The sequence below is a fragment of the Pseudoxanthomonas sp. JBR18 genome (assembly GCF_028198165.1).
Lineage (GTDB): Bacteria > Pseudomonadota > Gammaproteobacteria > Xanthomonadales > Xanthomonadaceae > Pseudoxanthomonas_A.
In genome coordinates, this window is the sequence record NZ_CP116339.1 from 992,523 (window position 1) to 1,018,334 (window position 25,812).

21 protein-coding genes and 1 pseudogene are annotated in these 25,812 nt (G+C 68.9%); 2 read left to right on the forward strand and 20 right to left on the reverse strand.

Annotation, left to right across the window (positions count from 1 at the left end; all coding sequences use genetic code 11):
• Positions 1 to 6: 6 nt before the first annotated feature.
• From dusA to PJ250_RS04715, 8 genes are all read right to left on the reverse strand, one after another.
• On the reverse strand, positions 7 to 984 hold the full coding sequence (dusA, locus tag PJ250_RS04680) for a tRNA dihydrouridine(20/20a) synthase DusA (RefSeq protein ID WP_271647383.1): 978 nt from the start codon (positions 982 to 984) through the stop codon (positions 7 to 9).
• Positions 985 to 1,067: 83 nt separating this feature from the next.
• A complete protein-coding gene (locus PJ250_RS04685; RefSeq protein ID WP_271647384.1) occupies positions 1,068 to 1,553 on the reverse strand; it encodes a hypothetical protein in 486 nt (161 codons plus the stop codon).
• Positions 1,550 to 2,275 carry an HAD family hydrolase gene (locus tag PJ250_RS04690; protein WP_271647385.1) on the reverse strand — a complete coding sequence of 242 codons (726 nt, stop codon included), beginning with the start codon at positions 2,273 to 2,275 and terminating at the stop codon, positions 1,550 to 1,552. The genes PJ250_RS04685 and PJ250_RS04690 overlap by 4 nt, the downstream gene beginning before the upstream one ends.
• A 177-nt stretch (positions 2,276 to 2,452) precedes the next feature.
• Entirely contained in the window at positions 2,453 to 2,713 is a 261-nt protein-coding gene (locus PJ250_RS04695) for a hypothetical protein (protein WP_271647387.1), read from the reverse strand.
• A 194-nt stretch (positions 2,714 to 2,907) separates the two neighbouring features.
• Positions 2,908 to 3,276: an EF-hand domain-containing protein gene (locus PJ250_RS04700; RefSeq protein WP_271647388.1), complete on the reverse strand. Its 369-nt coding sequence runs from the start codon at positions 3,274 to 3,276 to the stop codon at positions 2,908 to 2,910.
• 219 nt (positions 3,277 to 3,495) lie between these two features.
• Positions 3,496 to 3,885 (reverse strand): hypothetical protein, encoded by a 390-nt coding sequence (locus PJ250_RS04705; protein ID WP_271647389.1) that lies wholly within the window; start codon positions 3,883 to 3,885, stop codon positions 3,496 to 3,498.
• 77 nt (positions 3,886 to 3,962) lie between these two features.
• Positions 3,963 to 4,151 (reverse strand): CPXCG motif-containing cysteine-rich protein, encoded by a 189-nt coding sequence (locus tag PJ250_RS04710; RefSeq protein WP_271647390.1) that lies wholly within the window; start codon positions 4,149 to 4,151, stop codon positions 3,963 to 3,965.
• 70 nt (positions 4,152 to 4,221) lie between these two features.
• Entirely contained in the window at positions 4,222 to 4,758 is a 537-nt protein-coding gene (locus PJ250_RS04715) for a CcdC protein domain-containing protein (protein WP_271647392.1), read from the reverse strand.
• A 205-nt stretch (positions 4,759 to 4,963) separates the two neighbouring features.
• On the opposite strand from PJ250_RS04715, the gene PJ250_RS04720 reads away from it, so the two are divergent.
• Complete coding sequence (locus tag PJ250_RS04720; protein WP_271647393.1) at positions 4,964 to 6,130, forward strand: PQQ-dependent sugar dehydrogenase; 1,167 nt, start codon at positions 4,964 to 4,966, stop codon at positions 6,128 to 6,130.
• A gap of 21 nt (positions 6,131 to 6,151) precedes the next feature.
• Here the strand turns inward: PJ250_RS04720 and gnd are convergent.
• The 3 genes and pseudogenes from gnd to PJ250_RS04735 form a co-directional block, all read right to left on the reverse strand.
• Positions 6,152 to 7,087: pseudogene (gnd, locus tag PJ250_RS04725) on the reverse strand (phosphogluconate dehydrogenase (NAD(+)-dependent, decarboxylating)); the annotation flags it as partial.
• A 78-nt stretch (positions 7,088 to 7,165) separates the two neighbouring features.
• Positions 7,166 to 7,369: a hypothetical protein gene (locus PJ250_RS04730; protein ID WP_271647395.1), complete on the reverse strand. Its 204-nt coding sequence runs from the start codon at positions 7,367 to 7,369 to the stop codon at positions 7,166 to 7,168.
• 153 nt (positions 7,370 to 7,522) lie between these two features.
• Positions 7,523 to 8,200, reverse strand: coding sequence for a DUF2242 domain-containing protein (locus PJ250_RS04735; protein WP_271647396.1), 678 nt, complete (start codon positions 8,198 to 8,200; stop codon positions 7,523 to 7,525).
• Positions 8,201 to 8,458: 258 nt separating this feature from the next.
• Here PJ250_RS04735 and PJ250_RS04740 point away from each other — a divergent pair, with 258 nt between their 5' ends.
• Positions 8,459 to 9,355: a TIGR01777 family oxidoreductase gene (locus tag PJ250_RS04740; protein ID WP_271647397.1), complete on the forward strand. Its 897-nt coding sequence runs from the start codon at positions 8,459 to 8,461 to the stop codon at positions 9,353 to 9,355.
• Positions 9,356 to 9,359: 4 nt separating this feature from the next.
• Here PJ250_RS04740 and PJ250_RS04745 read toward each other — a convergent pair whose 3' ends face one another.
• The 9 genes from PJ250_RS04745 to PJ250_RS04785 all read right to left on the reverse strand — a co-directional run bounded on the left by PJ250_RS04745 (position 9,360) and on the right by PJ250_RS04785 (position 25,743).
• A complete protein-coding gene (locus PJ250_RS04745; protein ID WP_271647398.1) occupies positions 9,360 to 10,907 on the reverse strand; it encodes a cryptochrome/photolyase family protein in 1,548 nt (515 codons plus the stop codon).
• A 14-nt stretch (positions 10,908 to 10,921) separates the two neighbouring features.
• Positions 10,922 to 13,066, reverse strand: a complete 2,145-nt coding sequence (gene glgX / locus PJ250_RS04750) for a glycogen debranching protein GlgX (protein WP_271648529.1) — start codon at positions 13,064 to 13,066, stop codon at positions 10,922 to 10,924.
• A gap of 47 nt (positions 13,067 to 13,113) precedes the next feature.
• Entirely contained in the window at positions 13,114 to 13,308 is a 195-nt protein-coding gene (locus PJ250_RS04755; protein WP_271647399.1) for a DUF2934 domain-containing protein, read from the reverse strand.
• Positions 13,309 to 13,315: 7 nt separating this feature from the next.
• Entirely contained in the window at positions 13,316 to 15,934 is a 2,619-nt protein-coding gene (gene treY, locus PJ250_RS04760; protein WP_271647400.1) for a malto-oligosyltrehalose synthase, read from the reverse strand.
• Positions 15,931 to 17,856 carry a 4-alpha-glucanotransferase gene (locus PJ250_RS04765; protein ID WP_271647401.1) on the reverse strand — a complete coding sequence of 642 codons (1,926 nt, stop codon included), beginning with the start codon at positions 17,854 to 17,856 and terminating at the stop codon, positions 15,931 to 15,933. Before PJ250_RS04765 ends, treY begins: the two co-directional genes overlap by 4 nt.
• Positions 17,853 to 19,619: a malto-oligosyltrehalose trehalohydrolase gene (gene treZ, locus PJ250_RS04770; RefSeq protein WP_271647403.1), complete on the reverse strand. Its 1,767-nt coding sequence runs from the start codon at positions 19,617 to 19,619 to the stop codon at positions 17,853 to 17,855. Before treZ ends, PJ250_RS04765 begins: the two co-directional genes overlap by 4 nt.
• Positions 19,619 to 21,871, reverse strand: coding sequence for a 1,4-alpha-glucan branching protein GlgB (gene glgB / locus PJ250_RS04775; protein ID WP_271647404.1), 2,253 nt, complete (start codon positions 21,869 to 21,871; stop codon positions 19,619 to 19,621). The genes treZ and glgB overlap by 1 nt, the downstream gene beginning before the upstream one ends.
• Positions 21,868 to 23,427, reverse strand: a complete 1,560-nt coding sequence (gene glgA / locus PJ250_RS04780) for a glycogen synthase GlgA (protein ID WP_271647405.1) — start codon at positions 23,425 to 23,427, stop codon at positions 21,868 to 21,870. Before glgA ends, glgB begins: the two co-directional genes overlap by 4 nt.
• A 435-nt stretch (positions 23,428 to 23,862) precedes the next feature.
• Positions 23,863 to 25,743, reverse strand: coding sequence for a DUF1302 domain-containing protein (locus PJ250_RS04785; RefSeq protein ID WP_271647406.1), 1,881 nt, complete (start codon positions 25,741 to 25,743; stop codon positions 23,863 to 23,865).
• Positions 25,744 to 25,812 lie beyond the last annotated feature (69 nt).

A 25,812-nucleotide genomic window follows, 5' to 3' on the forward strand; every position in this document is an offset into this window, starting at 1 on the left:
GAGGACTCAGGCCGCGGCCGTCAGGCCCGTGTCGGTGCCTTCCATCGCCTCCTCCACCAGGCGCCAGTCCGCGCCGGGACGATGGGCACCCTCGCTCAGGACCTGGCGAAAGCGCCGCCCCCCCGACTGCCCTGCAAACAGTCCCAGGACGTGGCGGGTGATGTGCTTGAGCGGCGTACCTTGCGCCAGCGCGGCTTCGGCGTAGGGACGAAACGCCTCCAACAGCACACGACGCGAACGCGGCAGGGCCCCGGCCAGATGCGCATCGGCGCGATGCAGCAGATAAGGGTCGTGATAGGCCGCGCGTCCGAGCATGACCGCATCGACCTGCTGCAGGTGTTCATCGATGGCCGGCAGCGAGGCGATGCCGCCATTGAGCGAAATCGTCAGTCCAGGCCGCTCCTGTTTGAGCCGGTAAGCCCATTCGTAGCGCAACGGCGGGATCTCGCGATTTTCCTTTGGCGAGAGCCCATCCAGCCAAGCCTTGCGCGCATGCACGATGAAGGTATCGCAGCCGGTCTGGGCCACCTGGTCGATGAAGCCGGCGAAGTGCGCGTAATCCTCCAGCTCATCCACGCCCAAGCGGCACTTCACCGTCACCGGGACCTGCACGGCCGCGCGCATGGCGGCAATGCACTCGGCCACCAGCGCCGGTTCCTTCATCAGGCACGCGCCGAAGCGGCCGGCCTGCACCCGGTCCGACGGACACCCGACATTGAGGTTGATCTCGTCGTAGCCATAGTCCTGGCTCACACGCGCCGCCGCGGCCAGGCGCGCCGGCTCGCTGCCCCCTAGTTGCAGCGCCACGGGATGTTCCGACGGGTCATATCCCAGCAGGCGCTCACGATCGCCCTGCAGCACCGCGTTGGCATGCACCATCTCGGTGTAGAGCAAGGCGCCTGGCGCAAGCACACGATGAAACGCCCGGCAATGCCGGTCGGTCCAATCCATCATGGGGGCGACTTGAAGCCTGGGCAGCGTCATCGGCAGTCGGGGCGGCGCGGTCGGGGCGCCCGCGGGTCACTAGGGGAAATGTGGATTATGCCAGCCCTGCCAGGTAGGCCCGCTCAGTCCAACGGGCGGGCCCAGTGCGCGTAGCTGGTGCGCAACAGGCTGCGCAGCGCCTGTACCGGCATGCGCTGCTCCGGTGCGAGGCGCTCGGCCACGCCGCGCCAGCCGTCTTCGTCGTCGCGGGCCCTGGCGCGGACCACCTCCCGACATGGGCGCGCCAGCGCCTTGGCCAGCGCGCAGGCGAAATACACATCGCCCGGCGCCCAGCCCGGCTGCTGCCCGAGCGCCACGACATAGCCACGCGGCACGTCGAGATAACGCGCGATCTCGTCGACGAAGGCGTCGGGATAGCGCGGCGCGTAGGCATTGAGGTCCTTGAGCCGGGCATCGAGCCATGCGTCGCCGGTCTGCGCGGCATAGGGGGGCGGCGCAACGGCTGTCTGGGAAGAGACCGCGCCGCGATCTACGGTCTGGGCCCAGGCACCACAACTGACTGCAAGGCAGGCGATCAACAGGCTCCAACGCACCCAGCTGCGTTTCATCCCACCACGTCCCCGGCTTCGATGCGCGCCAGTGCCCCGGGCAGCTCCCGGGCATCCTGGACCTGCAGCAGTTGCGGCGTGTGCTCGGCCAGGTCGTGCTCGGCCTCATGCGCCCAGGTCACGTGATACGGCATATGGATGCCCCAGCCGCCCAGCCCGACGACCGGCGCGATGTCCGAGCGCAGGGAATTGCCGATCATCGTGAAATGCTCGGGGGCGACCTCCAGTTCGCCCAGCACGCGCTGGTAGGTCGGGGTGTCCTTTTCCGAGACCACCTCGATGCGATGGAACAGATCGGACAGGCCGGACTGCACGATCTTGGCTTCCTGGTGGAACAGGTCGCCCTTGGTGATCAGCACAATGCGGTGATCGGCGGCGATGGCTTCCACCGCTGCCCGGATGCCATCGATCAGCTCGACCGGATGGTCCAGCGTGGCTCGCCCGATGGCGATGATGTCCTGCACGTGGCGGGCGCTGATGCGCTCCTCGGTCAGCTCGATGGCCGCTTCGATCATCGACAGCATCATGCCCTTGGCGCCGTAGCCGAAGATGCGCAGGTTGCGGCGCTCGACCGCCAGCAGGTGTGCCTGGGTGCGTCGATCGCTCAGGTCGATGTACTGCCCCACGATCTGCTCGAAGGCGGCTTCAGCGGCGCGATAGTAGTCCTCGCTCTTCCAGAGCGTGTCGTCACCATCGAAACCAACCCACTCGATACGGGGCATGCGGACTCCTGAAGCGGCACGGGAGGCCTTGAGGATACCGGTTCGCGCAAGCCACCACGCGCCCGCGCCCCGCTGCCCGAACCAAACGAAACGGGCGGCCCATGGGCCGCCCGTTTGACGCTTGCAGCATACGTTGGAGACCCACCGCGATGCTGCAGCCAGCGCTGTTGCTTCGCGTTAGTGCGCCGGCGGGGTGCTCTCAGCCGGTGTGGTCTCAGGCGGGGTTTCCATGGACGGCGGGGTGCTCTCAGCCGGCATGGTCTCGGCCGGGGTCGACTCCGGCGGCATCGTTTCAGCCGGCGCGGACTCGGCGGGCATGGTCTCGGCCGGAGCGGAATCGGCCGGCGGCGCGGTGTCTTCGGCCTTCGGACCGCAGGCGGACAGCACCAGCGAACCGGTCAGAACGGCGGCCAGCACCAGAGTGTTGCGAATCTTCATCGGATCCTCCTTGTTGCGTATGGGATCTCCGCGGTCAGGCGAAGACGGACGTGGGCGGAATCGGAATACGGGTGGAACGTAGCGCAAGACTCCGTGAACGCATGAACGGGAGTCCCGCACGCATGAAACGCTGTCCTACCGTTGCGGTCAAGTGAAGCTTTGTCCCGCGCTGCAAGACATTCGGACCCGGGGGACTACTGCCCGGCCCCTCCGCCATAGTGGCTGACGATGAAGGCCTTGTACTCCTCAGGGGTGAGCTTGCCATCCGTGTCGCTGTCTGCCTCGCCGAAGATCTGGGTCAGGCCGGGGCTGCTGTTGGCTTCTTGCTTGCTGATGGCACCGTCACGGTCGGCATCCAAACTCTCCCAGCTCTGCTGGTTTTGACCGGACACGGCCGGCTGCGCCGGTGTCGCCGCATCGGATTGGATCTGCTGGTGGTCACGCATTGCCGCGTCCTGCAGATCCTGCTGGGTCTGCTGCTGGGCGAAGGCCGTCACTGACAGCGCCAGCGATGTCCCGAGCGCGAGCGCGGCGGCCAGTGGGGAACGGATCGTGGGATTCATGGTTGGCTCCTTTCCTGTCCTGTGGGCGGGACGCCGCCGCGTCAGGCACGTGGCATCCGTGGCGAACCATGAGACCGATCGCCTGAACGTAAAAACTCATGCGCGGGCGCGACCAACGCCGCGTTAACCCGCTCAATCACAAGCCACGCTAGGCCTGTCGTTAGCGGGACGTCGGCGGTCTGCAAAGCCGTCGTTTCGCGCGTGATGCAGCCGACGGTTTCACGCGGGTGGATCGGAGTCCTGCGGTACCTGCGCGGAAGAACGCGCACTGAATGCAAGTCGCGAAAGCACCACGCCGACCACTGCGCCGATGGCTTCGCATGCGACGCGCATGCCGAGGGCATCGGGATCGTGGATCCGTTGCAGCGCCATCCGCGCGTACAACGGCGACTCCAGCTTGACCGTCCCGATGTAGAACAGGTGCCAGGTGTCGATGCCAGCGCCGATCAGCAGGGCGATCCCTAGACTCCAGCCGATGGCGTGGGCCTGATGCAGGCCCGTGCGGGCGGCGATCCAGTGCCACACCGCGTAGACCAGCAGGCCGATCAACAACGCGATGGCGCCGGCCTCGAGCGCGCCGAGCAGGCCAAAGTGCAGGGGAAGATTCATGAAAGACCGGCTTGCGCCGCGACAGGAAGCGCGGCTCGAGGAGCTCACTACTCTAAAGCAAGGTCAGCCGAACGCCGTCAGGCGTCATTCTCGGCCCGGGCGATGACCTGCGCCTGGCCGGCGTCGTCCAGGATCAGCTGGATGCTGATCGGGCGGCAGCAGACCTGGCAGTCCTCGATGTAGGCCTGATCCCCGGCCGAGGCGTCCACCGCGATCTCCAGCGGCTCTCCGCAGTACGGGCAATGGATATCGAGAAAATCGAGCATGGGGGTGAGGATCGGCGCGTCGGCGTGAGGACGGGGTCAGACCGCAGCGCAGGGGCGGCAGGTCTCACGATCACCCCAGCGCGGCCGGCGGCGCGTCGCGGCCGAGCGGCGGACGCAGATGGCGCATCCGCCACCACAGCCCGCCCACATGCACCAGCGAATACACCACCAGCGCCGCGGCGATGCCCATGGTCAGTGGACTGGCCTGCTGACCGCTGGCCGCCATGCCGCCGGTCAGCGCGCCCTGGCTCCAACGCCATGCCAGCCGCCCCAGCAGCACCACGCTGAGCGCACCGCCGATCCAGGGATTGGGCGTATACCAGCCACAGCCATCGACCCATTCGGTGTGGGTATGACGCAGCGAGAACAGACCCAACGCGGTGCCCAGTCCCGCGCCAACGGCCACGCCGAGCGCGACATGCGGCAGCAGGCATGCCGCCAGCGCCAGCATGGCCGTGACGAATGCCAACAGGCACAAGCGCACCATCGTGCGCCGTGGCTTCCATTGCTGGCGTCCGAAGCTGCGCCGGATCCGGCGGTAGTAGAGGAAGGCCAACCCCGCGATCGACAGATACGGGGTCAGCGGGGCAAGGGCGTGGGCAGGCATGGACAGATCCTCGCGGCGGGCACCTGCGCAGACTGGGCCGGCCCGCGGATCGATACAAGGTGCCAAGTGTCACCTCCTGCCCAGGGCAAGGCCGCACGCGGCCCGGTGACGATGTGGTCAGCACTGACGCGGACTGAACAAGCCGCCCCGCGAGCCCGGGTACAACCAAGGACACCCACGGCCGATGACCGAAAGGCGTCCTTCCATGTCCACGTCCCGCACCGCGCTTTCCCTGTCCTGCCTGCCCGCGTTGCTGGCCCTGGCAGCCTGTGGGGGTGCCACCTCCACGCCGGCGGCCACCGATACACGCACCGGGGCCGACACGGTGCCGTTCCAGGTCACCGCCCTGCAGAGCTTCGACGCGCCCTGGGCGATGACCTTCCTCCCGGACGGGCGCCTGCTGGTCACCGAAAAGCGTGGCCAGTTGCGCCTCTTCGACCCCGACACCCGACGCACCGGCACGATCGAGGGCGTCCCGGCGGTGGAAGACGGCGGTCAGGGCGGACTGGGCGACGTGGTCCTGCACCCGGACTTTTCCAGCAACCGGCAGGTCTACCTCAGCTATGCCGAGGCCGGCGCGGATGGCACCCGCGGCGGCGCGGTCGCCCGCGCCACCCTGGTGCTGACCGGAGAAGGCGATGGCCGCCTGGAGGCGCTGCGGGTGATCTGGCGCCAGACCCCGAAGGTCACCGGACAGGGCCACTACGGCCACCGCCTGGCCTTCGGACCCGATGGGCTGCTGTGGATCAGCTCAAGCGAGCGGCAGAAGTTCGACCCGGCCCAGGACATGTCCGGCAACCTGGGCAAGATCGTCCGGCTCCACGACGATGGGCGCGTGCCAGCCGACAATCCTTTCGCCGGACAAGGCGGCGCAGCGGCGCAGGTCTGGTCGCTGGGCCATCGCAACGTGCTGGGCCTAGCCTTCGATGCCCAGGGCCGGCTGTGGGCGCACGAGATGGGGCCGCGCGGCGGCGACGAGTTCAACCTGATCGAACGCGGCGCCAACTACGGCTATCCGCATGTCTCCAACGGCATTCATTACGACGGCCGCCCCATCCCAGACCACGACACGCGCCCCGAATTCAACGCCCCAAAGGTGAGCTGGACGCCGGTGATCTCGCCGGCCGGACTGGTGATCTACTCCGGCAGCCAGTTCCCCGACTGGCAGGGCGACGCCTTCATCGGCGGGCTGTCCTCCCAGGCGCTGGTGCGCGTGGAGATCGACGGGACGCAGGCGCGCGAAGCGGCCCGCTACGACATGGGCCAACGGATCCGCGAGGTGGAACAGGGCCCGGATGGCGCCCTGTGGCTGCTGGAGGATGGCAAGGAGCGCGGCGGCGGCCGGCTCCTGCGACTGACACCACCGGCCTGATCCTGCAGGCCGCGACGCGGGTTATTCCCGGGTGATCTTGTGTCCGCCGAACCCGTTGCGCATGGCCGCCAGCAGCTTGTCGGCATACGAGTCCTTCTCGCGCGAACGCAGGCGTTCGAGCAGGGACAAGGTGATCACCGGCGCGGCGACGTCCAGGTCGATGGCCTCGGCCGCGGTCCAGCGCCCCTCGCCCGAATCCTCCACATAAGGTGCAATGCCGGCCATGGTGGGATTGTCCTTCAGCGCCTCGGCGGTCAGGTCCAGCAGCCAGGAACGCACCACGCTGCCGGTGCGCCACACTTCGGCGATCTGGTGCAGGTCCAGCTTGAAGTCCTGCTTGCCCTGGAGGATGGCGAACCCTTCCGCATAGGCCTGCATCAGGCCGTACTCCACGCCGTTGTGGACCATCTTGGTGAAATGCCCTGACCCCACCGGTCCGACGTGGCCCCAACCCGTGGTCGGCGATGGCGCCAGCGCCTCGAAGATCGGCTTGAGCGTGGCCAGGGCCTGGTCCGGGCCTCCGACCATCATGCTGTAGCCCTCGGTCAGCCCCCAGACGCCTCCACTGGTGCCGCAGTCGACATAGGCGATGCCCTTGTCCTGCAGCGCCCCGGCACGGCGCAGGGTGTCCTTGTAGTAGGAGTTGCCGCCATCGATGACGATGTCGCCGGGCTGCAGCAGCGGCACCAGCGTGTCCAGGGTGCTGTCGACGATCTTCCCCGCCGGCACCATCAGCCAGACGATGCGTGGCGAAGGCAGGCCAGCGACCAGCGCCTCCAGGGTGTCGGCGGGGCCGATGCCATGTCCGGCGGCACGTGCACGCGCTTCGGGCATGGGGTCGAATCCAGCGACTTTATGCCCGGCCTGCACCAACCGCTGGGCCATGTTGGCGCCCATGCGCCCCAGCCCGACCATGCCCAGTTCCATACCATCGTCTCCGAAGACTCGCGCACCATCGCGCGGCCGCCATGATGCCCCCGCCTGCGTGAGTCGGGGGTATGCAAACGATGACCCGAGATGGCCGCGTCCAGCGGGCTAGTCGCGGACCAGGGTTACATAGGCACCGCTGCCGAGGATCTGGAAGGTGTCGTTGTCCACGCGGCGCACCGGACTGCCATCGTCCAACGCATAGCGATCGCGGGGATGGCCGGAAGCGGCCTGCTCGACGTCGGCAGGCAGGATGCGCACGCGGCGACGCTCGCCGGTGCTGTCCTGCGCGAGGAAATAGCGAGATTCCATCGAAGTGTCCCTCCCAGGAGCACGTGGTCCGGGGAGCTTGGAACCGCAGGCGTTAAGACCATCTGCAGACGGTGCGATGCCCATGCGGCCACGCGCGGTCAACAAAAAGCCGACCTGCGAGGTCGGCTCTGGCGCATGTCCGGTGGATGCGGATCAGGGCTCGGATGCGGGCTCGCTGGTCGACTTGGACGGTGCGGGCGCGTCCACGGGCGTGGCGGGCGCGGTGCTGGTCGGCGCCGGGACGATGGTCCCGGCAGACGGGGTTTCGGCCGGCATCGGGATAGTTTCGCCCACCGGCTGCGGCTGCAGCGGCTGCGGCGCGGGCGGAGGCGGCTGGACCGGCTTGGGCGCGGCCGGCGCCGGCTTCTTGACCTGCGGCGGCAGATAGCGGTCGACCAGCTTGAAGAACGAGCGGTAGAAATTGGGATCCTGCACGGTCAGGCTGGCCACGCGCACCAGCGAGTCATCGGTACTACCGAACGGCAGCGACAGCGAGCCCAGCGCGGTGCCCACGCTGGCAGAGGTATTGGACTTGCGCAGGTTGTAGCGATCCTGCGTGGCACTGGCGAAGACCCAGGATTCGCCCGAGGCCTGGCCCACGCAGGACACGCGGATGGCGACCTGTTCGTGGACTTCCGGCTCGGGCTGGAAATTCTTGTTGGCTTCCACCGTGGAGGCATCCGAGCGGCTGACCACGTAGCCCTGGCTGAGCAGCGCCCGGCGCGAGGCCTCGCAGACCTGGTCGGGAGAGCGGTCGAAGGTGCGCGAATAGGTCCCGTCCGAATCGAAGGTCTCGGTCGCCAGCATCTCGCCGCGATTGGAAAAGGGCATATGACCGCAGGCGGTCAGCAGCAGAGCGGCAGTCAAGGGTGCAAGGCGCAGCACGATTCGTCGCATGGGTGGCTGGCAGGACAGGTGCGGAAAACCCCCGAAGCATACCCTTGTCCGACGTAAACGGTTTCACCTCGGCGCACACTTCGCTCAGTCGGCGTTGGGACTGGCCCTGCGCGGGCACCGAACGCCGCACAGGCCCATCACGGCAGCGGGCCTAGGCTCGATGCCTTCCTGAGCAACCCGCGAGGCAAGCACATGCAGGCTTTGATCACCGGCGGCAGCGGCTTCATCGGCCAGGCGCTGTGCCCTGCCCTGTTGGCCGCCGGCTGGCAGGTCTCGGTGGTCAGCCGCGACACGCGCGAGGCGGCGCGGCGCCTGCCCGGGGCGGTGCGCCTGCTGGCCGACATCGAAGGCGCCGGCGGCGCCGATGCCGTCATCAACCTGGCCGGCGCGCCGCTGGCCGGTCGGCGCTGGACCGAGGACTACAAGCACACCCTGCGCGAATCCCGCCTGCGCACCACCGAGTCGGTCCTGGCCTGGATGGAGGGCCTCACCGTGCGCCCCGGCGTGTTGATCTCCGGCTCGGCCATCGGCTACTACGGCCCGCGCGATGACACGCCCCTGCCCGAGACCGCAGCGGCGGGCGAGGACTTCGGGGCCCATCTGGCCGCCGACTGGGAGGCGGCGGCGCTGCCCGCCCAGGAACTGGGCGTGCGTACCATCCTGCTGCGCACGGGCGTGGTGCTGGGCGATGGCGGCGGCGCGCTGCAGCAGTTGCTCACGCCGTATCGCATGGGGCTGGGCGGGCCCATCGGCGATGGCCAGCAGTGGTTCAGCTGGATCCATCGCGACGACCTGGTGCGCATGATCCTGTGGCTGCTGACCCAGGACACCGTGGACGGGCCGGTCAACGGCACCGCCCCCGAACCGGTGCGGCAGAAGGATTTCGCCGGTGCGCTCGGTCGAGCCTTGCACCGTCCGGCGGTGTTGCCCACACCAGGGTTCGCGCTCAAGGCGGCCTTCGGCGAGATGGGGCAGATGCTCATCGACGGCCAGCGGGTCATCCCGGCACGGGCGCAGGGCCAGGGGTTCCAGTTCCTGTATCCGGATATCGAAACAGCCCTGGCGCAGATCCTGGAGACGCAGGCCTAGGCCGTCAGCCAGCGGCCGGCACGGCCAAACGCGCGCGCAATTGCTGCGCGCGCGCGGTGATCGCGGCGCGGCGGGTGTCGTCCAGCCGCTCCAGGCTGCGCCACTGCAGCGCCGCGCGCGGGTGGCGCGCGAAACGCGCCTCATGGCGCAACAGGAAATCCCAATACAGCGTGGTGAACGGACAGGCCGTCTCGCCCACCGCCTCGCCCGGATCGTAGCGACAGCCGGCGCAGTAGTTGGACATGCGCTGGATGTAGCGCCCGGAAGCCGCGTACGGCTTGGACACCATCACCCCACCGTCGGCGAACTGGCTCATGCCCAGGGTGTTGGGCAACTCGACCCATTCGACCGCATCGACATACACGGCCAGGTACCACGCATGGACCTGCGCCGGCTCCACCCCCAGCATCAGGGCGAAGCTGCCGGTCACCATCAGCCGCTGGATGTGGTGGGCATAGCCCAGCTGCAGGGTCTGTCCCAGCGCCTGGCGCAGGCAGGCCATGTGGGTGCGCCCGTCCCAGTAGAACGCCGGCAGCGGCTGCCGCGCCTGCAGCACGTTGTCGGCGGCAAACCCCGGCATCCGCAGCCAGTACACGCCACGCACGAATTCGCGCCAACCGATGACCTGGCGCACGAAGCCCTCTACCGCCTCGATCGGCGCACGCCCTTCGCGCCAGGCCTGCACGGCGGCGCTCACGACCATGCGCGGCGAGAGCAACTTGAGGTTCATCGCGGCCGAGAGCAGCGCGTGATACAGCCACGGCTGGTCGGTCCACATCGCGTCCTGGTAACGGCCAAAGGACGGCAGGCGCAGGGCGATGAAATCCTCCAGCGCCGCGCGTGCCTGGGCCGGGGTCAGGGCCCAGTCGAACCGCGTCAGGTCGCCTGGCCGATCGGCAAAGCGGTCCTGGACCAGGGCAATCACCTCGCGGGTCAGCGCATCGGGCGGGAACGCCGCCGGTAGCGGCACTTCCTGCGGACCGTCCTTGCCGAAATGGCCGCGATTGTCGGCATCGAAGTTCCAGCGCCCGGCCACCGGCTGCTCGCCGTCCATCAGCACGCCTTCGCGGCGGCGGATCCAGCGGTAGAAATGCTCCATGCGCAATTCGCGACGGCCGCGCGCCCAATCGGCGAATTCCCCCGGTGCGCAGTAGAAATGCAGATCGGGCCGCTCCACCCAGCGGCTGCCGGCGGCATTCACCACCTTGGGCAGGGACTGCGCCAGGCGCCACTCGCCGGGACGTACCGCGATCACCTTTTCCGGCCGCAATTCGGGCAGGTCATGGGCGAGCGCGTCTTCCAGCGTGGCGTGCGCATGCCGGTCCAGCGCGCGGTATTGCACCGTCCAGCCACGCACGCGCAGGGCATCGCGAAAGTGGCGCATCGCCGCCAGGAACAGGGCGATGCGCGGCTGCGTGCTCCACACGTGCGAGGCCTCGTGCGCGACCTCGGCCATCCACACCACGTCGTGCGCCGGATCGAAGCCCTCGAACGCTGCCGAATCCACGTCGAGCTGGTCGCCCAGCACGACAATCAGGTTGCGCACCGCCATCGCTGGCCCGTTGCTCAGTCGCCGGCGGGAGCGGTGGGATGCACCACCGCAGCGTCCTGTTCGACGGCCATCAGCGCCAACGAGCGCCCCACGGCTGTCCATTGCGCGCCGGCCGGGACCGCGCGCTCGGCGTGGCGTTCGGCGGTATCGATCTGCACGCGCCAGTGCTCACCCTCCACGACGGGCAGTTGGAACACCACCTCGTCCGGGCTGGCGTTGAGCAGCATGAGCAGGGTGACGTTGGCGCCGACCTCGCGCAGGCCGCTGGCCGGGGTGCGGCCGTCCACGCGCATCATCAGCGCGCGGGCGATCGGGTTGTGCCAGTCCTCCTCGGTCATTTCCTCGCCGGTGGGCGAAAGCCAGGTCACGTCCTTGATGCCCAGTTCCTCGTCGAAGATGCCGTCGAAGAACCGCGAGCGATGCAGCAGCGGATAGCGCCGGCGCAGCGCGGTCAGGCGCTGCACGAACCGGGTCAGCGCCTGGCCGTCGGGCTGGGCCGCCAGCTCCCAGTCCAGCCAGCTCAGCTCGTTGTCCTGGCAGTAGGCGTTGTTGTTGCCGTGCTGGGTGCGGCCGAACTCGTCGCCGGCCTGCAGCATCGGCGTGCCCTGCGACAGCAGCAGCGTGGCCAGCAGGTTGCGCTGCTGGCGTGCGCGCAGGGCCACGATGCCGGGATCCTCGGTGGGCCCCTCGGCACCATGGTTGTAGGAGATGTTGTTGTCGGTGCCGTCGCGGTTGTCCTCGCCGTTGGCCTCGTTGTGCTTGTGGTTGTAGCTGACCAGGTCGGCCAGGGTGAAGCCATCGTGGGCGGTGATGAAGTTCACCGACGACGCCGGGCGGCGACCGCCGCGGTTGAACAGGTCGGCACTGCCGGTGATGCGCGTGGCCAGCTCGGAGAGCTTGCCTTCGTCGCCGCGCCAGAACGCGCGCACGTTGTCGCGGAACTTGTCGTTCCACTCGCTCCAGCCCGGCGGGAAGCCGCCTACCTGATAGCCACCAGGGCCCACGTCCCAGGGCTCGGCGATCAGCTTGACCTGGCTGAGCAGCGGGTCCTGCCGGCAGGCATCCAGGAAACTGCCGGAGGGATCGAAGCCATGACGCTCGCGCCCCAGGATGGTGGCCAGGTCGAAGCGAAACCCGTCCACGTGCATCTCCGAGACCCAGTAGCGCAGCGAGTCCATCACCATGCGCAGGGCGCCGGCATTGGTCAGGTCGAAGGTGTTCCCGGTGCCGGTGTCGTTGATGTAGTAACGGCGGTCATCGGCCAGGCGGTAATAGCTGGCGTTGTCGATACCCTTGAACGACAGCGTCGGGCCCAGCTCGTTGCCCTCGGCGGTGTGGTTGTAGACCACGTCCAGGATCACCTCCAGGCCGCCATGGTGCAGGCGCGCCACCATCTGCTTGAACTCGGAGATCGACGAGGTGGCCATGTAGCGCGCGTGCGGGGCGAAGAAGCCCAGCGTGTTGTAGCCCCAGTAGTTGGACAGCTCCTGCTCGAGCAGGTGCTGGTCGTCGATGAAGGCGTGAATCGGCAGCAGTTCCACCGCGCTCACGCCCAGCCCGCGGATGTGATCCACCAGCGCGTCGGTCTTCAGCCCGGAGAACGTCCCGCGCACGCTCTTGGGCACCTCCGGGTGGTTCATGCTCAGCCCGCGCACGTGGGCCTCGTAGATCATCGAGCGGTACCACGGGGTCTGCAGGCGCTTGTCCGCGCCCCAGGTGAAGGCCGGGTCGATCACCGCGCACTTGGGCATGTAGGCGGCGCTGTCGCGGCGATCGAATGACAGATCGCCGTCCTTGTGCCCGATGGTGTAGCCGAACAGATGCGGCGCCCATTTGAGCTCGCCGACGATCTGCTTGGCGTAGGGGTCCAACAGCAGCTTGTTGGGGTTGAAGCGATGCCCTGCCTCGGGCGCGTAGGGGCCGTGCACGCGATAGCCATAGAGCTGGCCGGGGCGTGCGTCGGGCAGGTAGCCGTGGAAGATCTCGTTGGTGTACTCCGGCAGCGCGATGCGCTCGATCTCGCGGCCGCGTTCGTCGAACAGGCACAGCTCCACCCTGGTGGCATTGGCCGAATACAGCGCGAAGTTGACCCCTAGCCCGTCCCAGGTAGCGCCGAGCGGGAACGGCCGCCCCTCGCGGATGCGGGAGCGACGCTGCAGGCGACGCGGCGTCGGTGTGGGACGAGGGGGACGGCGACCAGAAGCACTCAAGGGGCAGGATCCTTGGAATTGGGACGAAACGGATGGACCTCACCGCCCTGTTCGGCGGCACGCAGTTCGGCGTCGACCAGACGCTCGGCCATCGCCCAGTGGCGGGCCGATTGCCCATCGGGCCGACCCTCGGCCTCCCAGATCTCGTGGGCCAGCTGTTCGATGCGTTGCCTGCGCGTATTGGGATCCATGGCCAGGTCAGTGATAGGTGGCCAGCACGGCCACGGGGGAATGGGCAAACAACTCGGTCAATGCCACCTGCCCGCCGCTGACCGTCAGCACGCGGTCATCGGGCAGGTGCCGGTAGCGGCCGTCGGGCAGCGCCAGCGAGCCGCCCTGCCAGCAGCTTGCCGGCAGCAGGGGGAGCGCAGCGTCGAGACAGGAGGCAGCCAGGCCGCGCGGCACGGCGACCACCAGCGTGGCCTCACCGTACTGGCGGCGGAAGGCCAGCACCTGGCCGGCCGGCAGGCCTTCGACCAGGACCGGACGGTAATCACCGCGGGCGAACAGCTCGGGCAATTCCGCGCGAAGCTGCAGCAGCCGCGCGATCAGACGCGCCTTGACCTGGCCACTGCGCCAGCCGGTGAGCAGCGCCGACCACGGCGTGGTGTCGTCGAGCCAGCGCTGGCGCAGGGCGAAATCCACCGGCCGGCGGTTGTCCGGGTCCACCAGCGACAGGTCCCAGTCTTCGGTGCCCTGGTACAGGTCGGGCACGCCAGGGGTGGTCAGTCGCAGGGTGGCCTGGGCCAGGCCGTTGATCGCACCGGCCGCGCCCAGCGCCTCGGCGGCGGCATGCAGGGCCGCGCGCAGCGGCGCCCCCTTGTCTTCGCACAGCGCGGTCTCCAGCAGCGCGCGCGCGGCGGCTTCGTAGCCCGCGTCCGGCTCGGTCCAGGTACTGCGCAGCTTGGCCTCGCGCAGGGCCTTGGTCTGCCAGGCGGCCAGGCGCTCGGCGTAGGCCGTCAGGCCCGGCTGATCGTCGGGAGCCAGGGCCAGCGGCCAGGCCGCCACCACCATCTGCCACAGCATGAGCGCATCGCCGGCGCTGGGGCCGCCCGCCTGCGGGGCCCGTCCCAGGTCCGCGGCCAGGCCGGTCAGCCGCGCCACCTGATCGCCCCACCACTGGGGCAGGCTGGACAGCACGGCCAGACGCATGCGCACGTCCTCGCCTCGCTTGTGGTCATGGGTCGCGGTGGCCAGCAGCATGCGCTGGCCGGCGGCCACGCGCGCCAGGCAGGCCTGGTGGAACGCATGCGGATCCACGGCCAGATGGGTGGGATGCGAGCCCACCTCGTTGCGCGAGAGCAGCACGCCATGCCGGTAAAAGGCAGTGTCCTCCACCGACTTGGCGTTGAGCGGGGCGGACAACTGCTCGATGCGTCGGCGCAGCACCCGGCGCAGGCTGCGCTGCACTGTCGGGGTCTCCGGCATGTCGCGCATCCACTCGCACAGGGCGTCGATCGCGGCCTGCACCTGCGGCTTGGCCGTGGCCCGGGCCTGGGCGGCGGCCTGGGCGAACAGCGCCCGGTCCGGCGCATCCAGGCCATCGTGCCCGGCGTAGGTGCGGTAGACCGGGAAGCGGCGCATCACCGCGCTCAGCGCCCCGCCGAGCATCTGCGGACTGAAGGCGCGGCAGGCCAGGTCCAGATGCGCAGCCGCCACCGCCGCCTGCAGGGCGCGGGTGAACTCGGCCTGCAGCGGTCCATCGAGGATCTCGCCGCGCGCCTGGAATTCCTCCTGCGCGAAATCGCCGCTGCGGCCACTGCCCGTGCGCCACAGCGCGCGCAGCGGCGCCTCGCCGTCGGCGTCGTGCAGCACGCCCGACACCTGGTCCATGAAGTCGTAGCCGGTGGTGCCCTGCACCGGCCAGTCGCGCGGTAGGCGCTCGCCCGGGGCGAGGATCTTCTCGACCAGCAGCACGATCTTGCCCGGCCGCAGGCCGCGCTTGCGCCCGGCCTTGTCCACGTGGCTGCGCAGGCGCCGCAGGTAGCCGCGCGGGTCGGCCAGGCCATCGACGTGATCCAGGCGCAGGCCGTCGATCACGCCATCGGCGATCAGCCGCAGCGGCAAGGCGTGGACCGCGGCGAACACCTCGGGCCGCTCCACCCGGATGGCCGCCAGCGAGGTGATATCGAAGAACCGCCGGTAGTTGACCATGTCGTTGCCGACCCGCCACCAGACCAGGCGGTAGGGCTGGCGTTCGAGCAGGCGATGCAGGGTCTGTTCGCCGCGGGCGCTGCCCTGACTGATGCGCCAGGCCCAGTCGCGGCGCTGGTCCGGGTCGGCCGGCACCGGCATGCCGTCCACACGCACCGGGAAGCGGCTGTCGTGGTGCTCCAGGCGCAACTCGCCGGCCGCGTCGACCTCGAGCTTCAAGGCCCCGTCGGTCAGCGCCTGGGCATAGGGGCGATCTAGCACCGGCAACCACAGCTTGCCGTCGTGCCCGGGACTGCGCCAGTCGATATCGAACCAGTCCGCATGGCGGCTCCGGCGCCCGTGGCGCAGCACGTCCCACCACCACGGATTGGAGGCATGGGCCGCCATGTGGTTGGGCACGATGTCCAGCAGCAGACTCATCTGGTGTGCCTGGACGGCCGCGTGGAGCGCCATCAGGGCGTCCTCGCCGCCCAGTTCGGGATTGACCGTGCCCGGATCGGTGACGTCGTAGCCGTGGGTGGAGCCCTGCACCGCCGTGCCGATCGGCGACAGATACAGGTGACTGATCCCCAGGCGTGCGTAGTAAGGCACCTGCGCGGCGGCATCGCGCAGAGTGAAGCCGGCATGCAGCTGCAGGCGGGCGGTGGCACGCAGGTCGGTCATGGCGCGGCGTCCCGTGCCGCAGCGAAATTCTCCAGCGCGGTTTTCAACGCCGTTGCCGGCAAGGGTTCGGGCAGGCGACGGCGCCAGTTGGGATGGCCCTCGACGATACCCGGCAGGTTGGGCTGCTCCTCCAGGCCCAGGGCATCCTCAGCCGGGAGCAAGGCCAGCGGCGCAGGCGCATGAGCCACAAAGGCGCGCCAGCCGCCCAGGTCCGTCCCGTCGCCGCCGTCGGCCTGCACCTGGGTGGACAGCGCGGCGACCTCGGCCTCGCGCTGTGCGCCTTCGGCCACACGATCGACCTGTCCGCCCGCGCCCAGGCGCTGGCGCCAGTCCAGGTCACGGCCGATCCGCCAGCCGGCCAGGGTCGGCAGGTCGTGGGTGGTGGTGGTGGCCACCGCCGAATTGCGCCAGCGCGACGGTGGCAGGAACGCGCCGTCGCGGTCACGGGTGAACATCAGTACGTCGATGCCCAGCACGCCGCGCTTGGCCAGTTCCTCGCGCAGGCCGTCGGGCACCACGCCCAGGTCCTCGCCGATGACGATGCAGCGATGACGCCAGGACTCCAGCGCCAGCAGCCGCAGCATGTCCTGGAAGGGATAGCCCAGGTACACGCCGTCGCCAGCGCTGCCCCCTTCGGGCAGCACCCACAGCCGCAGCAAGCCCAGGATGTGGTCGATGCGCACGCCACCGCGCCCCCGCATCACTGCCCGCAGCAAGGCAATGAACGGCGCGAACCCGCTGGCACGCAGCCCGGTCGGCGAGTAGCTGCCGATGCCCCAGGCCTGGCCGTCGGCGTTGAAGGCGTCCGGCGGCGCGCCGAGGACCAACCCGGGCAGCACCGCCTCGGGCCAGGCGGCCGCCTCGGCGCCGTGCGGGTCGAAGCCCACCGCCAGGTCGCTGATCAGGCCGATGCGCATGCCCGCTGAGCGCGCGGCCTGCTGCACGCCGGTCCAGCTGCGCGCGGCCAGCCACTGGGCGAACAGCTGCAGCCCGGGATCCGCGTCGCCAGCCTCGCGCGCGGCAAAGCCGGCATGCTGGGCCAACGCCGGTCCACCATCCTCGATAAAGGCCTGCAGGTCGCGCCACTGCGCGGCGTCCGGTCCGAAGCCGGCATGCAGTGCGCGCAGCCAGGCCCACTTGGCCTGCGCCCCGGCCTCCCAATCGACCCACGGCCCGGCATGCAGCTCCGCAAATCGCGTCTCCAGTCCGGCCTGGCGCAGGGCGGCGGCCGCCGCGTCCTGGCCCAGCACCATCGCCGGCGCGGCATGCAGGGGATCGAAGAAGCGCCGGTCGCTTGGCGAATAAGGACTGTAGTAACGCCCCACCGGACGGGCGGCATGCACCGGGCTCAGGGCCAGGGCATCGCCGCCGGCCGCAGCCACCGCCGCGGCCCAGTCGGCCGCGCCTTGCGCATCGCCGATGGAGGCATCCCACACGCTGGAAGCCGAATACACCTGCAGGCCCACCCCACACGCACGCGGATGGGACACCTTGCAGGCATCGGCCACCGACCAGCAGCGCGCCGGCGCCACGGCGACCTGCAATGCATTGGCCTCATCGCCGCCGATCTCCAGCCGGTAGTAACCGGGTAGGCGCACCTGCGCGGTCTGGCCTTGCGCGTCCAGGCGCCCTTCCTGCGCGTGGCCCTCGGCATCGACCAGCCGATAGCGGGTGCCGGCGGTGGCGCCGACCTGGATGGGCATTCCCGCCAAGGCCGTCACCAGCACTGGCGCCTGGGCCAGCGCGGCCAGGCGGTGCTGGCTGTCCTCGCGCTGGGCCGGCGTCGCGCAGGGATAGCCCATGGCCTCCAGCGCCGCGCGCAGCGTGTCCGGCGCGACCGTGCGGGGACGACTCGCCACATCGACCCAGTCCGGCTGCAGGCCGGCCGCGCGCGCCAGGGTGTCCAGGGAGGGCGGACTCATGACGCCGCATCCCGTAGCCAGGCGCGCAGGCTGTCGGGGGCCAGCATCGTCGCGTGCGCGGTGCTGTTCTGCGCATGCAGCAGCTCGCCGCCCGGCGGCGGCGCCGAAACGGCAACGCGGCCGAAGTTCATCTCGACCTGCAGCACCTGCGCCCCGAGTTGCCAGCTGGCGCGGATCGCGCCCGGCGCGAGCACCTCGGCTCCCAGCGCACGGGCAGCGTCCAGGTGCGGGACCAGCCGTTCGGCGCGCACCCGCAGCAGGGCGGTAAACCAGGCCGCGAACTCCGCACCCTCGCCCTGATCGGCGGCTGCGATATCGCAGCGCGATGCGGCAAAGGTGGACGCTGCATTCGGATCCGGGATTGCCGCGCGCGCCTCAGGGTCGGCGAAGGCGGCGAAGTGCGCGAACTCGCGGCGCCGTCCTTCGCGCACCGCCTCGTCCAGCGGCGGCGCGTAATCGGTGAAGAACAGGAACGGCTCCCGCGCCCCCCATGGCTCCCCCATGAAGAACAGCGGGATCATCGGCGTCAGCGTGGTCAGCGCCAGCGCCGCACGCAGCGCCGATGACGAGAGCAGCGTGGACAGACGATCGCCCTTGGCGCGGTTGCCGATCTGGTCGTGGTTCTGCGCGAACACCACGAACTTCGTCGGCGGCAGGTGCCCGGACGGCTCGCCGCGCCGGTGCCCGCGATGGTCGGCCTGGCCTTGGTAAGCAAAGCCTTCGGCCAGCACTCGCGCCAGGTGCGCGCTGGGATCGTCGGCAAAGCCGGCGTAGTAGCCCTCCTCCTCGCCGGTGAGTAGCACGTGCAGGGCGTTGTGGAAGTCATCGTCCCATTGCGCGGTGAAGCCATCGGCCAAGCGGAAGGCCTGGTTGAACTCGTTTTCCAGGACCAGATGCACGTGGCGATGCGGCGGCAGGCTGGCCACCACCGTCTGGCGCAAGGTCTCCAGGAAGTCGTTGGGCACGATGGCGTGCACCGCATCCAGGCGCAGGCCGTCGAAGCGGTACTCGTGCAGCCACATCAGCGCGTTGTCCAGGTAGTAGCGCTGCACGGCGGGCTGGTTGAAGTCGATCGCCGGCCCCCATGGCGTGGGCGCCTGCGCGTTGAAGAAGCCTTCGGCGTATTGGTGCAGATAGTTCCCGTCCGGGCCGAAGTGGTTGTAGACCGCATCGAGGAACACCATCAAGCCGTGTCCGTGCGCCGCATCGATCAAGGCCTTGAGTTCGTCCGGGGTGCCATAGGCCGCGACCGGCGCATAGGGGAGCACACCGTCATAGCCCCAGTTGCGCTGCCCGGGGAAGGCGTTGAGCGGCATCAGTTCGATCGCGGTGATGCCTAGCGCGGCCAGCTTCGGCAGCTGCGCCTGCACCCCGGCATAGCCGCCACAAGCGCCGACGTGCAATTCATAGAGCACCGCTTCGCGCCAGGGCCGCCCACACCAATCGGTGTGCTGCCAGGCATAGGCCTCTGGATCGACCACCACGCTATGACCATGGACACCGTCGGGCTGCCAGCGCGAGGCCGGATCGGGCACGGGCTCGCGCCCGTCGATGCGATAGCGATAGCGCGTGCCCGGCGGTGCGTCGAGCGTGGCGTCGAAGCTGCCATCGTCGCGGCGCTGCAGCCGGTGCCGCCGTGCGTCATCCAGCTCCAGCACCACCTCGGTGGCATCCGGCGCCCACAGGCGGAAACGGGTGCGCCCATCCCGGCCCGGCGCCGCGCCCCACCACGGCTCGCCGGCCTGTCCCCCGGGCGCGGCCATCAATCCGCCTTCAGCCAGATGGTGGCCAAGGGCGGCAGGGTCAACGCCAGGGACTGCGCGTGCCCATGCATGGGCACCGCCTGGCTGGTCACCGCGCCGGCATTGCCGACGTTGGAACCGCCGTAGTGGCCGCTGTCGGTGTTGAGGATCTCGCGCCACTGGCCTGCCCGCGGCACGCCCACGCGATAGCCGTAGCGCGGCATCGGGGTGAAGTTGCTGACCGCCAGCACTGGCGCCGCGCCAGTGTCGCGATCGTGGCGCACGAAGGCGAACACGCTGTTGGCGTGGTCATCGCCCACCGACCACTCGAAACCTTCGGGCATGTGGTCGTTGCGGTAGAGCGCCGGTTGCTCCTTGAGCCGGGCATTGAGGTCGGAAACCAGCTGGGCCAAGCCGTGATGCTCATGCACCCGCATCAGCGGCCAGTCCAGGTGGGCATCGTGGTTCCACTCGTCCCACTGGCCGAACTCACCGCCCATGAACAGCAGCTTGCGTCCCGGGTGCGCCCACATGAAGCCGAAGTACGCGCGCAGGTTGGCCAGTTTCTGCCAGGTGTCGCCCGGCATCTTGGTCAACAGCGAGCCCTTGCCGTGGACGACCTCGTCATGCGACAGCGGCAGCATGAAGCGCTCCGAGAACGCATAGACCATGCCGAAGGTCATCTCGCTATGGTGGTGCTTGCGATGCACCGGATCACGCTTCATGTACTCCAGCGTGTCGTGCATCCAACCCATGTTCCACTTGTGGGTGAAACCCAGCCCTCCTAACTCCGGCGGCAGGGTGACCCCGCCCCAGGCGGTGGATTCCTCGGCGATCATCATCACCCCGGGAAAGCGCCGGCCGACCTCGCTGTTGAGGCGCTTGATGAATTCCACCGCCTCCAGGTTCTCGCGCCCGCCATGCCGGTTGGGCACCCACTCGCCCTCGGCGCGGCTGTAGTCGCGGTAGAGCATCGAGGCCACCGCATCCACGCGCAGCCCATCGATGTGGTAGCGCTCGATCCACTCCAGCGCGCTGCCCACCAGATAGGCCGAGACCTCATGGCGGCCGTAGTTGTAGATCAGCGTGTTCCAGTCCTTGTGGAAGCCTTCCCTGGGGTCGGCATGCTCGTAGAGCGAGGTGCCGTCGAAGCGCTCCAGGCCATGCTCGTCGTTGGGGAAATGCGCGCTGACCCAATCCAGCACCACGCCGATGCCGGCGTTGTGGCAGGCATCGACGAAGCGGGCGAAGCCTTCCGGCGAACCGTAACGCGCAGTCGGGGCGTACATGCCCAGCGGCTGGTAGCCCCACGAGCCGCCGAAGGGATACTCGGTGATCGGCAACAGCTCGATGTGGGTGAAGCCCAGCCACTGCACGTAGGGGATGAGCTCGCGCGCCAGGCCGTCCCAGTCCAGTGGCTGGCCATCGCCGCCCCAACGCCAGGAGCCGGCGTGCACCTCGTAGACGGCCATCGGCTCGGGCGTGGTCGCGCGCGCCGCACGCTGCGCCATCCACTCCACGTCGGTCCAGGCGAAGGCCTCGGCCTGCGGCACCACCGAGGCGGTGGCCGGCGGCAGCTCGCATTGACGCGCCATCGGATCGGCCTTGTGCGGCAGGCGGGTGCCATCGCCGGCGGTGATTTCATATTTGTAGCGGGCTCCGGCGCCCAGGCCGGGAATGAACAACTCCCACACGCCCCCGGCATGGCGCAGGCGCATGGGATTGCGCCGCCCGTCCCAGCCGTTGAACTCGCCCACCAGCGAGACCCGCTGTGCATTGGGCGCCCACACCGCAAACCGCACGCCCTCCACGCCTTCATGCACCATGCGGTGCGCGCCCAGCGCCTGTCGCGCGCACTCGCCGTCGCCATTGACCAGCCCATGCAGCCAGGCCTCTTCGAGCACCGGACCGAAGGCGTACGGGTCATCCATTTCCTGCATGGCCGAAGGCCACGCGATGCGCAGCCGGTAGCGCATTGCGGTGCCCAGTTCGGCTTCGAACAGCCCGGCCGGGTCCAGACAGCGCGTCAAGGCCACGACCTTGCCGTGCTCGTTGAGCAGCGCCATGGCCTCGGCGCCCTGGGCCATCGCACGCACCCGGATCTTTCCTTCGGGGGTCGCATGCGGCCCCAACAGCGCGAACGGATCACCACCGTGACCATGCAGCAGCGCTTCAAGCCGGGGATCCAGGCCCGTTTCCACGCGCTCCTCGCCCGTCTCGCTCTCTCCGTCGCTCTTGCGCATTGCCTGCTTGGCCGACATCCGTTCGCTCATGCCAATGCCGTGGTCCGATCGTAGAGCGCCAGGTACTTGCTGCCGGCCAGGTCCCAGCCGCTGGGGCGCAGCATGGCCGCGCGCCGCATCGCATGCATCAAGCCCGGCAGCCGGAAGGTGCGGAAGGCGCGCGCCAGGCACCGGCGCAGCGCATCGGCGGACGGATCCTGGAACAGGAATCCGGTAACGCCATCATCCACCGTGTCGATGAGGCCACCGGTCGCATGGGCGATGGGCAGGCTGCCAAAGCGCTGGGCGTACATCTGGCTCAGGCCGCAGGGCTCGAAGCGCGAGGGCATCAGCAGGAAGTCCGATCCGGCGAACATGCGCCGGGCCAACTGCTCCTCGAAGCCGATGTAGGCCCCGATGTGGCCCGGGTAGCGCCGGGTCAACATCCCCACCGCCTGCTCGATCTGCGGCTCGCCGCCGCCGATGATCACGATCTGCCCGCCGGCCGCCACGATCTGCGGCGCCACCTCGCAGATCAGGTCCAGGCCCTTTTGGTGGACCAGGCGCGAGACCACCGCAAACAGTGGCCCATTGCGCTCCGGCAGGCCGAAGTCACGTCGGACCTGGCGCGCATTGGCATTGCGTCCGGCCCAGTCGTTGACGCTGAAATGCGCCTGCAGATGGCGATCGGTCCGCGGATCCCAGCTGGCGTCGATCCCGTTGAGGATTCCGGTCAGGCCACCGGTCGCCGCGCGCCGCGCGAGCAACCGGTCCAGGCCGCAGCCCATCGCCGGCAGGGTGATCTGCGCCGCGTAGCTGACGCTCACCGTATTCACATGCACGGCATGGACGATGCCGCCACGCAGGAAGGACATCTGTCCATAGAACTCCAGGTCGCCACGGCCTTCCTCTGGAATCCCCAGCAGCGGGGCCACCGCGTGCGGGAACAGGCCCTGGTAGGCCAGGTTGTGAATGGTCAGCAGGCACGGCGTCTTGCCGCCGGACCACTTCACATACGCCGAGGCCATCGCACAGGGCCAGTCGTTGAGATGCAGCAGGTCCGGGGTCCAGTCCATGCTGGCGCGTCCGCCGGCGATCTCCGCCGCCGCCCGCGACAGGGTGGCGAACCGGATCGCGTTGTCTTCCCATTCCGCGCCCAGGCTGGTGACGTAGGGCGAACCCTCACGCTCGAACAGCTCCGGGCACAGCAGCACATAGACCGGCAGACCATCGGCCTGGCGGGTATAGCCCACCTTGCAGGCCGGCAGCGCGGCGTGCGCGCCGATGTGCCCGACGATCTCCAGCTTGCCGGCCCTGGCCAGCACCGCGCGATAGCCGGGGATCAACACCCGCGCGTCGTAGCGGCTGCGCAACGCGCGCGGCAGCGCGGCGGCGACATCACCCAGACCGCCCGCCTTGATGAAGTCGGCCATCTCCGAGGTGACGAACAACGCGGTGCGCCGGGCCACCGTGCCGACCCGCAGCGTGTCCGGATCGTTCGCCGCCCCGGGAATGAAGCGCCCACGCGCATCGCGATGCCGGGAGCGGTGACCGCGCGCAGGTACGGCCGGCACGCTGTCCGGCAGCGGGCTAGAAACGGGAGACATCGCAGACGCGACCATGGGGGAAAATCCGTCGAAATCTGAAGGGGGAAGGACGGAACAGCACGAACCAAAACAGCGCGGAGCACAAACCGCCGCCATGGCGCGAAACCAGGCGACGTGACGCGAAGAGAATTGGACGGCGCGGCCATGAGGGGCCGGAGGACGTCCGCGATTAAATCTACGAACGCCCCAATAAAAGGGATGTGAAACGTCTACCTCAATCTCATGACATCACGCAAGCCTTGTCCGCCTGGGTGTTGCAGGAAAACGCCGAACGGTACCCAGCCCCCTGTCGGCGCTGTCAGACATCCGCCCCGATGGGTCGTCTTCCCAGTGACCAGTGACGTCACCGTGCGGTGCCGCGCTTGGCCTTGAACGCAAAACGCCGCCATCGCACGAAGCCATGACGGCGCCTGGCAGGCCTTGGAGCGTGGCGGACTAGAAGGTCGTCCCGATGGCCATCACCACGTTGTCGTGGTCGGCCAGCACATCGTAGGGGGGGTCGCCCAGGTAATGGGCATAGGCCACCGAGGCGAAGGCGTGGCGCGCAAATTTGGCGGCCAGCCCCAGCGAGACCGTCTTGCGATCCTGGACCAGGCTGCTGTCCACCGCATAGCCGTGCACGTCCTGGCCCCAGGTCAGGCTGGGCGACAGGGTCGTGCCGCCCACCGTGTAATTGAGCTGGCCTTTGACCCGGTAACCCCAGGCCATCTTGGTGAAATACCCCCTATTCACGCAGCCATCTGGGTTCTGCACCGCCGAGCAACTGCCATCGAAGCCCTCCGGCGAATAGCCCCAGGCGAAGCCGCGCCCGTAACGCGCCGTGTCCAGGCCTGGCAGGTTCACGTACTGCCAGGCGGCCTCGCCGGCCAGCAGGCCGCTGCTGGCGCCGAGCATCGGTCCCAGGGTGCGCACCGCCGACAGCTGCCCCTGCCACTTGTCGAAGCGGTCATAGCCGCGCAGCAGGAAGCCTTCGGGCCGGCCCAACGTCCGCCCGCCAATCGGCCCGCCATTGCGGGTCAGCGCGGCAAACATGTCGGCGGTGTTGATCTGAACCGGCAGGTTGTCCGAATAGCTCACCTCGCCGGCGAACTTCCACGATCCTCCCTTGTGCGAGGCCGACACACCCATCAGGTGGATGCCGTTGGGATATTCCCAGGCCTCGGTGATGCCGCTCAGGCGCTGGGACAGCGCGGCATAGGCGGCCGGCACGCCATCGGCTTCCAGCGCCGCAGCCAGCGCGGTGTTGGTGATGGCGCTGTTGGGCGTGGTGGCATTGAGAATCGGCAGGCGCGCGTTGTAGCGCATCCAGTACACGCCGATCTCGGTCGCGATCGGCTTGAGCAGGTAATGCGCCGCCACCCCATACTGGCCGCCGTCCTTGCCGTCGATGTCGGGGCCGCGCGGCAGGATGCCGCCAGCCGCGTTCATATAACCGTCGCTGAGCCACTGGCCGGCACCGGCCGCGGTGCCGTTGATCGGATAGTAGGCGTTGGACTGCAGGCCGGCGCAGCCGTTGTCGATGCCGATGTCCGTGCCCGACCAATAGGTGCCGCAGGGATCCAGTTCGGTGCGGCGCCAGTTCCACTGCCAGAATCCTTCGATGGACAGGCCGTTGTCGAAGCTCAGCCTGTTCCACAGCATCTCGACCGGCAGCTGCGCCTCGGTGGCCGCATCGGTGCCTGGGCGGCGCAGGGAGGTGTAGTCGAACGGGTTGACCTGGTTGAGGCCGACAAAGAACAGCCCCTCGCCCCACTTCACCCGCTGCTTGCCGACCCGCGCATCCCAGTGGGCATGCTCGCCCACGTCCCAGCCTCCATACAGATAGGCATCCAGCAGCATCGCGCCGGAAAACTTGTTGGATTGCGAGAACCCGTCGTCGCTGAGTGGCGCGTTGGCCTCAAAGCCGCTGGGCTGATTGCCCTGCGGGACATCGTTGTCCTGTTGCGCGGTGTCGTACCAAGCCCGCCCGCTGACGGCCAGGCCGAGGTTGCGGTACTTCAGGTCCACCCCGGTACTGATCTTGAACAGTGCCGAATACACATCGCCGGCGCCGTAGTTGAGGTTGCCGTCATCGGAGGTGTCGCTGCCGTCGCCGCCCTTGGCCCGACCGTCGGAGCGGAAGCCCTTGCCCACCAAGTGCGACGAGGCACCCGTGGTGCGCACGCCCATACCGAAGGTGGCGCGCGTGGTCCAGGCCCCGGTGAGCTCGCCATCGGCAAGGCTGAAGTCGGCGGCGTGCAGGGGCGCGGCGATGGCCAGCGCCAGCGCACACAGCGGCAGGCGTGCGCGCGGGGTGAAACGGACAGCGTGGAGCATCAAACCTGACCGGCATGCCGAAAACGGCGTGCTTTATACCACCGCGCCAACCCGCTGCCGACTTTGGTT